We start from the raw sequence: 13,885 nt of genomic DNA, 5'->3' as shown, positions 1-13,885 counted from the left end.
AAATTAATCAACAATCTTAAAATCCAACTGTTTCTGAATAAGGTTTGCTTTTACCACTTTAATCATCACTTCATCGCCCAGCTGGTATTTTTTACCGGTTATGTTACCGTAAACAGCATGGGTCTTGGCATCGTATGAGTAAGAGTCGTCTACAAGATCTCTTAATTTGATCAATCCTTCTGCACCGTTTTCAGGGATTTCAACCCAGAAACCGAATTCCGCAACACCTGAAATAACTCCTTTGAATATCTCTCCCAGATGTTTTTCCATAAACTTAACCTGCATGAATTTAATGGAGTCTCTTTCTGCATCCGCAGCCAGTCTTTCCATAGAACTGCAATGTTTTGCTTTGTCCTCAAGCTCTGCTTTGCTTGGAGATTTACCTCCATCCAGGTAATGCTGTAAAAGACGGTGGGCAAGAAGATCCGGATAACGACGGATAGGAGAGGTGAAGTGGCTGTAGTATTCAAAACCTAAACCGTAATGGCCGATAGGTTCTGTGGAATATACTGCTTTGCTCATACTTCTCATGGCCAGTGTTTCGATCATGTTTTCTTCTCCTTTTCCTTTGACGTCATGAAGAAGGTTATTAAGAGATTCTGCAACTTTTTTGGTGTTGTCAAGGTTCATTTTATATCCGAAAGTGGATACAAAATCTCTCAGGGCTTCCAGTTTTGCCGGATCCGGATCATCGTGAACCCTGTAAATAAAGGTATTGTTTGTAACTCCTCCTTTACCTGTCAGGGAAACAAATTCGGATACTTTTTTATTAGCTAAAAGCATGAATTCTTCTATCAGGTGATTGGAATCCTTACTTATTTTAAAATAAACTCCTATCGGTTGGTTATTCTCATCCAGATTGAACCTCACTTCACTTCTGTCAAACGTAATTGCCCCATTTCTGACACGGTCATCACGCATGATCTTAGCCAGTTTATCCAATGTATTGATTTCTTCTGCAAGGTCGCCCTGACCCGTTTCTATACGTTCCTGAGCTTCTTCGTAGGTAAACCTTCTGTCTGAATGAATCACCGTTCTTCCGAACCACTGTTTCTGGATCTCTGCTTTATCATTCAGCTGGAAAACTGCGGAGAATGTATATTTATCCTCATTTGGACGAAGTGAACATACATCATTACTCAATACTTCCGGAAGCATAGGAACCACGCGGTCTACAAGGTACACGGAAGTAGCTCTTTTGTAAGCTTCATCATCAAGGATTGTTCCCGGAACCACGTAATGGGAAACATCTGCAATGTGTACCCCGATTTCCCAGTTTCCGTTTTCCAGTTTTCTGATTGAAAGTGCATCATCAAAATCTTTTGCATCTTTCGGGTCGATGGTGAAAGTACAGATATCACGCATATCCCAACGCTTTGCAGCCTCTTCATCGGTGATTCTTCTGTCAATTTTATCTGCATCAAGTTCAACTTCCTGTGGAAATTCATAAGGAAGTCCATATTCCGCAAGAATGGAATGGATCTCTGTTTCATGCTCTCCCGGAGCACCAAGTATCTGGATGATTTCTCCTTCAGGGTTTTTATCACCCGGCCTCCATTCTGTCATTTTTACAATAACTTTATCCCCGTTTTCAGCGCCTCCAAATTTTGCTTTCGGAATAAAAATATCCGTATTGATCGTTTTTTTATCACAAACCACAAATCCGAAATCTTTATGGGTCACCAGCTGGAATGTTCCTACAAACTCCGTTCTGGTTCTCTCCAGAACTTCCAGTACTGAGCCTTCAAGCTTCTTTCCTTTGAAGTGATAAGTAATGATCAATACTTTATCACCCTGCAAGGCATCTTTTACATTTTTGGAATGGATAAAAATATCATCTTCCATTCCTTCCACATTTACGTAAGCATTACCGGATTGATTAAAATCAATGACTCCTGTTAAAGTTCCCGCAATTTTCAGATTGACGATATATTTTCCTTTTTCTACTTCCTTGATCTTTTCAGATCCCTGAAGCTTATGAAGGGCTTGAATTACCAGTTCTCTCTGGCGGGGATTTTTATAATCTATTCCGTCTGCAATCTGTTTATAATTATAGATTTTTGACGAATTAGCATTCATGAAACGCAGGATCTGTCTTCCGATCTCTATGAGTTTCTGCTCGTTTTTATGACTTATATATTTACCTTTTCTTGGCATTTTCTAATTTTTTAAATTGTTATTAATCGACTTATAATTTGAAATTAAAAGCCAATCATTTTTATCAAAATCATACTTAAAATTATAAGTATGAGCTTCTGTTTTTGTACTAATTGTTAATATAATTTCTGGTTCATATGATCCATTTACATTTTTTCCTTCCTCACGAAGGATAATCTGATTAAAGTCTTTAGGCAGGTTTTCTAATTTCTTATTTTTAACTTTAATATATCTGATCCTGCCATATTTTTTATCAGAAAATAATGGTAACTTATTGATATAATTTATCTGGGATTTTCCTAAAAATCTAAACTCTCTACTATTTTCTGTATAAAATCCTCCGTTTCCCCACCACCAGGAATTATATGACACTGGAAAAATAGTATTGTTTATTGTTTTGGATAAAATACTCAGCATACTTTCATTCCATACTAAATTGCCTGTAGAATATTCCTTATATTCAGGAAAATCTAAGGTCGGACATTTTGAAGGACCTTCTCCTTCCGACACATCAGTATTTAAAAATAATAGTATTTCTGCATCAAAATTTGTCTTTTTAAAAACCTCCAATAAATGTTTCTGCAATGCCTGGTAATTAATTTTTCGTTGTTGCAAAACAAAGTCTTCAACACCTTTTTTTTGAAGTCTGATATTCTCAGAACAGTCATCCTTATTAATCATTTCCTGGGCATGGAAACAACTTATTACAAAAAATAGCACTGCAGATACTTTTATCTTCATTCAGTTTTTATATTCTCTGGTTATTCAACAGCATCAATTTTCCTTCCAATTTATTTACAATGGAAACTTTAGTTTGTATAAAATTACTACAAATATGGAGAAGAGGGAGAAAAACCTTTGATTAAATATTTTTTCAATATTCCAGGTTCTGTATGGAAATAATAGACTGGTAGTTTCTATTAGCTTTTGCAAAGTTACAAAATAAAAAATAAATAAGGCCTGTAATATGATTTACAGGCCTTTATATGTTTAGCAAACAGCAATTTTGTTTACTCTGTTCTGGTGTCTTCCACCTTCAAAGTCTGTGGAAAGAAACTTTTCTGCAATTTCTATAGCCACTTCCTTAGAGATAAATCTTGCCGGCATTGAGATCATATTCGCATCATTATGCTGTCTCGCAAGTACTGCGATCTCCGGCATCCAGCAAAGAGCACATCTGATCTTCTGATGTTTGTTTGCTGTAATCTGAACTCCGTTTCCGCTTCCGCAGATCAAAATTCCCAATTCATTCTCACCATTTTCAACAGATGTTGCAGCAGGGTGAACAAAGTCCGGATAATCCACACTGTCTGTGGAAAACGTGCCAAAATCCTGAACATCAAACTTTTCTGAAAGATAGTTCTTAACAATCTCCTTGTATTCATAGCCTGCATGGTCTGCAGCAATAGCTATTTTTCTTTTCATAATACTCTTATTAGGTCTTTTTAGATTTTATTTCATGACAAAGGTAAGAATAATAACAAAGTCTGTGAATTCTTCGGGAGTAAATTGTGAAAAGCAATGTGAGTAACTGTTGAAAACTTTTTTCAACTTTCTGTTTTTAAAGATGAATTTATTTCGTAATGGGAAATGTGTTTGAAAATTTTAACCACAATTTTCAAAATGTTTTCTTCACTTATTCCGAAGTTTCTCCATAATAAAATAACTAATAACGGATTTGTGGAATAATTACTAACATCTGTGAATAAGTCTGTGAATAGACGGATTTACAAGATATTACAATGTGAATTAAATATGAATTGAATTAAAATTATTTGTTACCAATTATTTAGGTAAAACTTATCCCCGAAACTAACAATACTCAACAACAACTACATTATTCTTTTTTTTAAGAGAAAAAAAATTGTTGATTAATAGGTGATTGGGTTGGGGGAAAGTTTTCCAAAACTTTTGTTTTAATGGTTCCTTTGAAAATGTTTAAAAGCTTACATTTGTGAAACGAAAATTCAAAGATACTTATGAAAACAATCAATGATTTCAATTTTAAAGACAAGAAGGCTCTGGTAAGAGTGGACTTTAATGTTCCGCAGGACGATCAGCTTAAAGTGACAGATAATACAAGAATTACCGCTGTGAAACCTACAGTTGAAAAAATCCTTAATGACGGAGGTTCTGTGATCTTAATGACGCATCTTGGAAGACCAAAAGGTGAAGTGAAGGATGAATTCTCTCTTAAACATATCGTAGATGAAGTTTCCGGGGTTCTTGGACAGGAAGTGAAGTTTGTGGATGAGTGTATCGGAGAAAAGGCTGAAAAGGCGGCTTCTGAACTTAAACCTGGTGAAATCTTGTTATTGGAGAATCTTCGTTTCCATAATGAAGAAGAGAAAGGCGATAATGGATTTGCAGAGCAGCTTTCCAAACTTGGAGATGCTTATGTAAATGATGCTTTCGGAACAGCTCACAGAGCTCATGCTTCCACAGCAGTAATTGCTCAGTATTTTGAGTCAACTAAATTTTTCGGTTTACTGATGGCTAAAGAACTTGAAGCTATTGAAAAGGTTCTGAAAAAAGGAGAAAAGCCTGTAACTGCCATATTAGGTGGTTCTAAGGTTTCAACTAAAATTACCATTATAGAAAATATACTTCCTGCAATAGATAATCTGATTATCGGAGGAGGAATGGCATTTACATTTATCAAAGCTTTGGGCGGAAAGATAGGAAATTCTTTAGTGGAAGAAGATAAGCTTCCGTTAGCTCTTGAGATTCTTGGAAAAGCGAAGGAACATAAAGTAAAAGTATATCTTCCTTCAGATACTATTATTGCTGAAGCATTCAATAACGATGCTGAAAGAAAAGAAGCAAATATTTATGCAATTCCTGAAGGATGGATGGGACTTGATGCGGGTCACAAATCAAGAGATCAGTTCAACGATGTTTTATTAAATTCCAGAACGATTCTTTGGAACGGACCGATCGGAGTTTTTGAAATGTCAAACTTTGCAGGAGGAACAGTGGCTCTTGGAGACAGTATTGCAGAAGCTACAAAGCTTGGTGCATTTTCTCTTGTTGGTGGAGGTGACAGTGTTGCCTTTGTGAAGCAGTTCGGTTACGGTGAAAAAGTAAGCTATGTTTCTACAGGTGGAGGAGCAATGCTTGAAAGTCTGGAAGGTTTGGAACTTCCGGGAGTTGCTGCGATCAACAAATAATATTTTATTTTTTATATAAGGAGACCGTCATCATTTGGCGGTCTTTTTTATTTCGTATAGAAACATATTTTTTTTTAAGAGAATAGTTTTGGAAATTTTCAGTTTTATTGAATGAAATTATAATTGATGAAAATAAGTGGGGAATTTTGCTTTTTGTGAGAAAGTTGTGGATATCTCTAATTTTGTATTAAATTTTTTTTATATCAGTCTTTTTATTTTTTGTATGACAATTTTTGAAATGTCTCTACAATTAGAAAAATAGAATTTCTAAATATTTTATCCTTTAAATTTTTTAATTCTGGTTTTCCAAAATTTCAAATTTTATTACCTTTTGATTTTAGGCCCGAATATTATTATTCAGAATTTAGTGTGATGCTAATTTTGGCTTTCTATTTTATTTGGATAGAGTAGGGGAGATTTTATTTATGAATTTAAATTTAGAATTTTATAAAAATTAAAAAAAGAAACCCGAAGTAATCTCCGGGTTTTTGTTTTTTCTGTCAGAAATGCTGAAAATTGACCTTCAGAAATAGCTTAAAAATCGATTTTCTATCTTTTTTCGATAATGTATATCAAACTTGAAAATTCGTTTGAAAAAAGTGCCTTTACGTTAGAAATCGTTCCGTAGACTACCGCTTTTAGCCAAAAAAGAGGTGATTTCTTATATTTTTCGCTTAACATAGAGATGTAGAATGAATCTAAGACCAAAGGTTTGATTTTTCTCATTTTCCAATTTGGTTTTTTTGAAATTAAATTTTCCATACCATTTTTAGAGAAATGATAAATATGTCGCGGTACATCATAAGCTGCCCAATATTCTTTGTAATGTTTTGCATCATAAGATGTAGGGTTGGGAACAGCAATAATGAGAAGCCCCTTATCTTTTAATTTCCTGTGGAAAATTTCAAGCATCTCATCCTGATTTTCCACATGCTCAAATACATGCCATAAAGTGACAGCATCCAGGCTATGATCCGGAATACTTTGGAGGTTGTCAATAATTGATGCTTTTGATATTTTATTTAGTGCAGCTTTTCTAGCATCTGCATCTGGTTCAAACCCGAAAGTTTCAAAATCCTCTTCTATATATTTTACAAATTCACCTGCACCACATCCATAGTCAAGAACTTTTGATCCTTTTTTTATTCTATCTGCAAGAATATTTTTCTTGTATTTCAGATTAAAGGACTGTAAAAATTTGTATAGTTTTTCTTTCAGACTTCCTGAATCCTGATGGTGGGAAATATAATCTTCGCTTTCATAATATTTGGAAATATTGGATGGAATAGGGGAGGTCTTAAAAACTCCTTTTGTTTCCGTTTCTTTTATTTCAAATATTTCCTGTGAAAGAAAATGATCCTTTATTCTCATTGAACTTAGATATTGATATTTTAAAATTAAGGTATTTACAGGTAAATTATAACGTAAATAAATACCTTAATTTTTGCTTTTAATTTATAAATGTTTCACGTGAAACATATTTGCTTTAACGTCCTAAATAGACCAGTAAAACATTTATATCAGCCGGAGAAACACCACTGATTCTACCTGCCTGCGCAATAGTTTTAGGTCTTACGTTGGACATTTTTTGTTTTGCTTCAGAAGAAAGGCTTGAAAGGCTTTTGTAATCAAAGTCATCAGGAATTTTGATATTTTCCAAACGGTTAAGTTTGGCTACATTTTCCTTTTCTTTTTCTATATAACCTTTGTATTTAATATTGATTTCTGCCTGTTCTCTTATTTCATCATCATACTTGGATGAAAATTCTTTAATGGTGTCAATTTCATCAAGCTTTTCTAAAGTAATATTAGGCCTGGTCAGAAATTGTGCAGCTTTATAAGCCTGATCTACAGGATTACTTTCTGATTTTTCCAGGATAGGATTAATGATACCCGGTTTTAAAGAGGTTTCTCGTAAAAACTCTTCAAGTTCCTGACTTTTAGCTACTTTGGTTTCTACTTTTCTTAATCTGTCTTCTTTTGCAAGGCCTAAATCATAAGCTTTTTCAGTAAGCCTGATATCTGCATTATCCTGTCTTAATAAAAGCCTGTATTCTGCACGTGAAGTGAACATTCTGTAAGGTTCCTCAGTACCTTTTGTGATTAAATCATCAATCAGTACACCAATATAAGCTTCATCCCTGTTAAGAATAAAATCTCCTTTATCATGTACCTTATTATGGGCATTTATACCTGCTATTAAACCTTGTCCTGCCGCTTCCTCATATCCTGTAGTACCATTGATCTGACCTGCAAAATATAAATTATCGATCAGTTTGGTTTCTAAAGTATGCTTTAGTTGGGTAGGAGGGAAGTAATCATACTCAATAGCATAGCCCGGGCGGAAAACTTTTACGTTCTCGAAACCTGGAATATGCTTCATTGCTTTGATTTGTACGTCCTCAGGAAGAGAAGAACTGAATCCGTTTACATAGATTTCAACAGTTTTCCAACCTTCCGGTTCTACGAAAAGCTGGTGTCTGGTTCTTTCTGCAAAACGATTGATTTTATCTTCTATACTTGGACAGTATCTTGGACCTAAACTTTGGATTGTACCGTTAAACATTGGACTTCTGTCGAAACCTTCACGTAAAATATCGTGCACCGTTTCATTAGTGTAAACGATATGACAGCTTAACTGTTTTACCAATTTTGGAGTATCCATATAGCTGAACTTTTGAGGATTTTCATCCCCTTTCTGTTCTTCCATTTTAGAATAATCAAGACTTCTGCCGTCTACCCGGGGAGGAGTTCCTGTTTTCATTCTTCCTGCTTCGAAACCTAAACTTACAAGTTGTTCTGTAATTCCGAATGCTCTGGGTTCTCCCATTCTTCCGCCGCCTAATTGCTTATCTCCAACATGAATTAATCCATTAAGAAATGTTCCGTTGGTGAGAACAACCGATTTTGCTTTTATCTCAATTCCTAAAGAAGTAACAACTCCCGCTACTTTATTATTTTCTATAATAAGCTGTTTCACCATATCCTGAAAGAAATCAAGATTGGGTGTATTTTCTAATGCTAATCTCCATTCTTCCGCAAAAAGCATTCTGTCATTTTGAGTTCTTGGAGACCACATTGCTGGGCCTTTTGAAAGGTTCAGCATTTTGAACTGGATAGCGGATTTATCTGCTACGATTCCGGAGTATCCTCCCATAGCATCAATCTCTCTTACGATCTGTCCTTTTGCGATTCCTCCCATTGCCGGGTTGCAGCTCATCTGTCCGATGGTCTGCATATTCATTGTAACAAGCAGGGTCTTTGAACCTAAGTTCGCGGCTGCAGCTGCAGCTTCACAACCTGCATGTCCGGCACCTACTACGATTACGTCATATATTTCTGAAATCATTTTATATTGCTTATTTAAAGCCTTTAATTTTAATCTTTTCTATGAATGTTTCACGTGAAACATTTTCAGAGAATGTACTCTAAATGAGCCTTTATTGTAGCTATAAACTAATACTTTACGGATTGCTCTTTAAGTGATTCTTCAATTTATTAAGGATTTGACTCCTTAAACTTAGCTAAATATAAATCTTCCATTCTCCTCATTCCTTTCTCTTCTTCTTCCGTCTTATCCTTATATCCTGCAAGGTGAAGAATACCATGGGCAAGAACTCTTTTTAATTCTTCTTCATAATCTCTGGATAGGGTAGAAGCGTTGTCCGAAATTCGCTGCAAAGATACGAAAATCTCTCCGCTTATTGTTTTCCCTTTTACATAATCGAAAGTGATGATATCTGTATAATAATCATGCTGCAGATAATCCTGATTGATCTTCAGCAAATATTTGTCATCACAGAAAATATAATTGATTTCTCCTAGTTTTTTTCCTTCTGAAAGAATGATCTCTTCCAGCCATTTTTGATAATCTGTGTTTACAGATTCCTGTAAGTTTTCGTAAAAGAATTGTATCATTGTATTAAAACCAGTGCCCTAAAATAACACTGAATATGCCTTTTTGATTGTTTTTAAGTGAATGGCTAAAGTTGATTTTAATCTGCCCGAACGGAGATTTATAGCCTGCTGTAAGTCCTACTGAACTAAAATTTACTTTAACAGCATCTTCAAAATTAATATCATCCGAAAGATTGGCAAAACTGAAGTTCCCGCTTAAGAAATAGTTTTTGTTGAATTTAAACTGAAGGTCATTGGAAATAAGAATCACATTATTAGTATTAAGCTGTGCAAAATAGAATCCTCCAAAACTTTTGAAATTAATCATATTCTGTTCAAAAATTCCACCCAGTCTGTATTGGTAAAATTCCGGTAGATCATCACCAATTGTAATACCTCCATAAAGATTAAGACGGTAGGAGAACTGCTTTGAAATTGGAACGTTGATCCTGATGTCTGCTTTTACCTGTATAATTCTTTTTTCAACTTCGGACTTCAAAAGATCGACTACTTTACCTTCTGCATTGATATAAATACCTCTGGAAGGGAAATCTTTGTCGTTTTGGGTATCACTTTTCAGGAATATATAAGGGTTCAGGAACCTCATATATCTTTCGTGTTCACCATTTATTTCTGCTCCGAAATAATCATGGCTTATTCCGCCACCAATAGCGAATTTATCTTTCCATACCGATTGTATAAAAGCTTCATTTCTGAACCATTCCCATTTATCTACTACATTATTGTCTACATTTTTCAGATCAAAGCTCATTCCTGATGAATAAATTCCAAATCCGGGAATATAGCCGTTGTCAATAAAATAATTCAGATAGTATCTTGGTTTATCACCAACCACTACATCAAGGGAAAGATTTGAATTTTTAAATAAGAGACGTTTTCCTGAATAATTAAGGAGAAGTCCTGTTTTAAAAACTTCATCATAATGCAGTCCGACTTTTAAAAAGTGGCGGGCTTCATCTTCCGTAACGTAAAGTTTAAGATAATTGGCGTCATTCTCAGGAATAATGTCATAATTGATGAATCTGTAGTTATTGGTTGCAACCAGCTTATCAATTTTTTTATTAATGGAACCATAAGTCTGCATAGAAGGAAGACGGAGTCCCATTTTTCCCAGAACGTAGTTTTTGCCATAAATTTTGCCTCCGTCCAATGAAATGCTGTCAATCTTATACACATTGGAATATATTGGATTTACACGCTCCCTAAGGCGGTCAAACTGCCGTTTTGGAAGCTGATCCAGTACTGAAGTGTATTTCATACCTTCTGCATACCCGCTGTCAAGGATTTTTTTCTTCTCATCGTAGCTTGTGGCAGTCATTCCTTTTAGGTTCGGTTTGATATTGATATCAGTATATTTATACTGTTTTCTGGTATCTCTTTTAATTCCGAAGTCAATAACCTGGTTAAGAATCGATATAATATTGCTTAAATCCTCTCTTTTCGATAAATCCTGGTTAAGGTCCACACCGATTACGATATCGATTCCTTTGTCCTTTAATGGCTTTGAAGGATAGTTTACCGTCATAGCTCCGTCTATGTAAATACTGTCGCCAATTTTTACAGGATCCATTAAAGAAGGAAAAGCCGAGCTGGCCATGATAGACTGTACAAGATCTCCTTTTTCAAAGATCTGCATATTGCCGCTTTCCAGATTGGTGGCAACGCACATAAAAGGAATCGGAAGTTTGGAAAAATCGTCAATGTTGGAAACATTTTTAAAAAGTTCTTTCAGAAGATATACATTTCTCTGTCCTGAACTTATGGAAGAGGGGAGAGATATTTTCCCATTTTTCAGAGGAATAGATAAAAGATATTTATCTACAGATTTATTGAAGAAGGAAGATTCCTGTCTGGATTTCGGATCCATGATTAAAGAATAGAAATCCGTATCCATTACAATTTTTTCTATTTCTTTACCGGAATATCCAGAAGCATATAAACCTCCGACAATAGCTCCCATGCTGGTTCCGGAAATATAATCAACTTTTACTCCCAATGAATCCAATACTTTCAGTACTCCGACATGTGAAAAACCTTTGGCACCACCACCGGCAAGTGAAAGACCGATTTTTGGGTTTTTGGGTATGACCAGATCCTTTTTCACTTGAGAATGGATCATCAGGAGTTGGAATACGAAGAGAAGGATCAGGAGTTTTCTCATAACTAGTCTTTTATATAAATCCGTTTCACCCGCGGGGAAATGGAGGTTAGTACTTCATATGTTATCGTTTTGCAGTAGCCTGCGAATTCTTTTAAACTTGGTTTTGCATTAAAAACGGTGACTGTATCACCTTCTTTTACATTGGGGATCTGATCTACATTAATCATCATCATATCCATGCAGATATTTCCTACAATCGGAGCCAGAATTTTGTTAACTCCTACATTTCCAACCTGATTCCCAATCAATCTTGGGATCCCGTCTGCATATCCTACAGGAATTGTGGCAATTTTTGCCGCATGATCAGGTTTGTATTTTCTGCTGTAACCGACAGATTCTCCGGTGTCTACTGTTGAAATCTGTGAAATTACGGTTTTAAAACTTACGACAGACTGAAGCTGTTTTTGTATTTCACTACATGGTGATTCACCAATCATTCCGATTCCAATTCTTACCATGTCATACTGATGTTCCGTGAAACTTGTTATCCCGGAAGAATTCAGAATATGGCGGATAGGAGTGTAGCCCAGTTTTTCAATCAGGTAAGCGGAGTTCTTTTCAAAAACTTCCAGCTGTTTATAGGTAAATTCCTTTTCTTCCGGCATGTCTGAAGAGGATAAATGACTGAATAAGCTCTGAACCTTCACATTTTTATGGTTTAAAGTTTCGCTTAGCTGATCCAGCTCAAAATCTTTAAAACCAAGACGGTGCATTCCAGTCTCCAGTTTGATGTGAATAGGATATTTTTTATCGTAACCGGATTTCTGAACCGCTTCATAGAATAATTCCAAAACCCTGAAGCTGTAAATTTCAGGCTCTAAATTGTATTCAATAATTGCTTCATAGCTATGCTGTTCCGGATTCATGACTACAATAGGAGTCGTAATTCCCTTTTTACGCAATTCTACACCTTCATCAGCATAGGCAACACCAAGATAATCAATATGATGATGCTGCAGGAATTCAGAAATTTCATAGCTGCCCAATCCATAAGCATTGGCTTTTACCATGGCCATCATTTTTGTTCCCGGTTTCAAAAGGGATTTGTGATAGTTGATGTTATGAAGGATAGCATTCAGATTGATCTCCAGAACGGTATCATGTTTTCTGAGTTCAAGGATATCTTTAAGTTTCTCTATCTCAAATTTTCTAGCTCCTTTGAGCAGGATGATCTGATTCTCAATTTCAGTAAGTCGCTTACTTTCAATTAATTCCTGAGTACTAACGAAAGTAGAGGTTTTGGATTTAAATAATTCACTGAAATTTGAAATTTCATCACCGATAAGGAACACAGAATCGAAATTCTGATCATTTACCAGCTCGGAAACTTCTTCATAAAGTTCTTTTGAATTTGAATTAACACCTACAATATCCGTTAAAACCAAAGATTTTTTAGGCTTTTTATATTCGTTCAGAAACTGGAGAGCGGTTTTCAAAGAATCCAGATCCAGGTTAAAAGAATCATTGATAACAATATTATTCTTGATTCCTTCAATGGCTTCCAGACGCATTTCGACAGCTTTTAAAGAATTGATCTTTTCAATGATCTTTTGATTATCGATATTCAGTTCTTTTAAAACTGTAATTAAAGCCAATGCATTTGTTAAGGTAGCTTCATCTCTCTGGTGAACAGGGAAGGAGATCTCTTCATCAAAATAAACAACAGTGATTTTTTCATCCTTGGAAATACTTTCTTTAATGAAAACATGGTTATTCTGACCAAGCCCGTAAGAAATTAATTTTTTACCTGAATATAATTCTTTTATCTTATTATCAACCAATATGTTGTCGGCATTGTAAATAATAACTTCAGAATCCTTAAAAAGCTTTATTTTTTCATCAATCAGTTCATCTTCAGATTCAAAGTTGGCGGCATGGGCAGTACCGATATGGGTAAGCAATCCAATCTGGGGATGGAAAATATTTTCCAGTTTTTCCATCTCGTATGGCTTTGAAATTCCTACTTCAAAAATCCCAAGCTCATATGAATTATTGATTTGAAGGAGGGAAAGAGGAAGACCGATCTGGGAGTTGAAACTTTTCGGACTTTTTACTGTTGGGAATTCATTCCACAGGCACTGATAAAGCCATTCTTTCAAAATGGTTTTTCCATTGCTTCCGGTAATTCCGATAGATTTCAGATGAGAATTCTCGAAATGATATTTGGCTAATTTCTGTAGAAAATCCACTGAATTCTCTACAATGATCCATGTTACATTTTCAAACTGCGGATACTGGTGTTCAGAAATAATCACACTGATCCCACGATCTACAGCAGATTCAATAAATTTTTCACCGGAATTCTTATGCGTATTGATCGCTATGAATGCCGTATTTTTTGTTGAATAAATAATTCTGCTGTCAAACGCTATATTTCTGATCACTAAATCTTTGTCTCCAATGATCTGTGCACTGGTGATCTCTGCAATTTGTTGTACTGTATAGTTCATTGATACCTCCTTCTGCTTTATTTTTGAGT

9 protein-coding genes are annotated in these 13,885 nt (G+C 35.2%); 1 reads left to right on the top strand and 8 read right to left on the bottom strand.

Annotation, left to right across the window (positions count from 1 at the left end):
* Positions 1-3: 3 nt before the first annotated feature.
* The 3 genes from rnr to rpiB all read right to left on the bottom strand — a co-directional run bounded on the left by rnr (position 4) and on the right by rpiB (position 3,582).
* Positions 4-2,157 carry a ribonuclease R gene (rnr, locus tag ACQWU4_RS10480; RefSeq protein ID WP_429935713.1) on the bottom strand — a complete coding sequence of 718 codons (2,154 nt, stop codon included), beginning with the start codon at positions 2,155-2,157 and terminating at the stop codon, positions 4-6.
* Between the two features lie 3 nt (positions 2,158-2,160).
* Positions 2,161-2,898, bottom strand: a complete 738-nt coding sequence (locus ACQWU4_RS10475) for a hypothetical protein (protein ID WP_429935712.1) — start codon at positions 2,896-2,898, stop codon at positions 2,161-2,163.
* A 249-nt stretch (positions 2,899-3,147) separates the two neighbouring features.
* On the bottom strand, positions 3,148-3,582 hold the full coding sequence (rpiB, locus tag ACQWU4_RS10470; RefSeq protein WP_429935711.1) for a ribose 5-phosphate isomerase B: 435 nt from the start codon (positions 3,580-3,582) through the stop codon (positions 3,148-3,150).
* 554 nt (positions 3,583-4,136) lie between these two features.
* Between rpiB and ACQWU4_RS10465 the strand changes: the two genes are divergently transcribed.
* Positions 4,137-5,327, top strand: a complete 1,191-nt coding sequence (locus tag ACQWU4_RS10465) for a phosphoglycerate kinase (RefSeq protein ID WP_429935710.1) — start codon at positions 4,137-4,139, stop codon at positions 5,325-5,327.
* A gap of 549 nt (positions 5,328-5,876) precedes the next feature.
* Here the strand turns inward: ACQWU4_RS10465 and ACQWU4_RS10460 are convergent.
* The 5 genes from ACQWU4_RS10460 to ACQWU4_RS10440 all read right to left on the bottom strand — a co-directional run bounded on the left by ACQWU4_RS10460 (position 5,877) and on the right by ACQWU4_RS10440 (position 13,856).
* Positions 5,877-6,698: a class I SAM-dependent methyltransferase gene (locus ACQWU4_RS10460; protein ID WP_429935709.1), complete on the bottom strand. Its 822-nt coding sequence runs from the start codon at positions 6,696-6,698 to the stop codon at positions 5,877-5,879.
* 115 nt (positions 6,699-6,813) lie between these two features.
* Positions 6,814-8,676 carry a tRNA uridine-5-carboxymethylaminomethyl(34) synthesis enzyme MnmG gene (gene mnmG / locus ACQWU4_RS10455; protein ID WP_429935708.1) on the bottom strand — a complete coding sequence of 621 codons (1,863 nt, stop codon included), beginning with the start codon at positions 8,674-8,676 and terminating at the stop codon, positions 6,814-6,816.
* Positions 8,677-8,825: 149 nt separating this feature from the next.
* Entirely contained in the window at positions 8,826-9,245 is a 420-nt protein-coding gene (gene ybeY / locus ACQWU4_RS10450; protein ID WP_429935707.1) for an rRNA maturation RNase YbeY, read from the bottom strand.
* Positions 9,246-9,249: 4 nt separating this feature from the next.
* On the bottom strand, positions 9,250-11,406 hold the full coding sequence (locus ACQWU4_RS10445) for a patatin-like phospholipase family protein (RefSeq protein WP_429935706.1): 2,157 nt from the start codon (positions 11,404-11,406) through the stop codon (positions 9,250-9,252).
* Between the two features lie 2 nt (positions 11,407-11,408).
* Positions 11,409-13,856 (bottom strand): bifunctional UDP-N-acetylmuramoyl-tripeptide:D-alanyl-D-alanine ligase/alanine racemase, encoded by a 2,448-nt coding sequence (locus ACQWU4_RS10440; RefSeq protein WP_429935705.1) that lies wholly within the window; start codon positions 13,854-13,856, stop codon positions 11,409-11,411.
* Positions 13,857-13,885 lie beyond the last annotated feature (29 nt).

Origin of the sequence: Chryseobacterium sp. MIQD13 (assembly GCF_050496705.1) — a bacterium.
Classification (GTDB): Bacteria; Bacteroidota; Bacteroidia; order Flavobacteriales; family Weeksellaceae; genus Chryseobacterium.
Note: the sequence above shows the minus strand (reverse complement) of the source record. Positions and strands in the feature narration are given on the sequence as shown.

Excerpts from the sequence above, each read along its gene's own strand:
- rnr (WP_429935713.1), bottom strand. The coding sequence starts at position 2,157 with ATGCCAAGAAAAGGTAAATATATAAGTCATAAAAACGAGCAGAAACTC.
- mnmG (WP_429935708.1), bottom strand. The coding sequence starts at position 8,676 with ATGATTTCAGAAATATATGACGTAATCGTAGTAGGTGCCGGACATGCA.
- ACQWU4_RS10460 (WP_429935709.1), bottom strand. The coding sequence starts at position 6,698 with ATGAGAATAAAGGATCATTTTCTTTCACAGGAAATATTTGAAATAAAA.
- ACQWU4_RS10445 (WP_429935706.1), bottom strand. The coding sequence starts at position 11,406 with ATGAGAAAACTCCTGATCCTTCTCTTCGTATTCCAACTCCTGATGATC.
- ACQWU4_RS10475 (WP_429935712.1), bottom strand. The coding sequence starts at position 2,898 with ATGAAGATAAAAGTATCTGCAGTGCTATTTTTTGTAATAAGTTGTTTC.
- ACQWU4_RS10465 (WP_429935710.1), top strand. The coding sequence starts at position 4,137 with ATGAAAACAATCAATGATTTCAATTTTAAAGACAAGAAGGCTCTGGTA.
- rpiB (WP_429935711.1), bottom strand. The coding sequence starts at position 3,582 with ATGAAAAGAAAAATAGCTATTGCTGCAGACCATGCAGGCTATGAATAC.
- ACQWU4_RS10440 (WP_429935705.1), bottom strand. The coding sequence starts at position 13,856 with ATGAACTATACAGTACAACAAATTGCAGAGATCACCAGTGCACAGATC.
- ybeY (WP_429935707.1), bottom strand. The coding sequence starts at position 9,245 with ATGATACAATTCTTTTACGAAAACTTACAGGAATCTGTAAACACAGAT.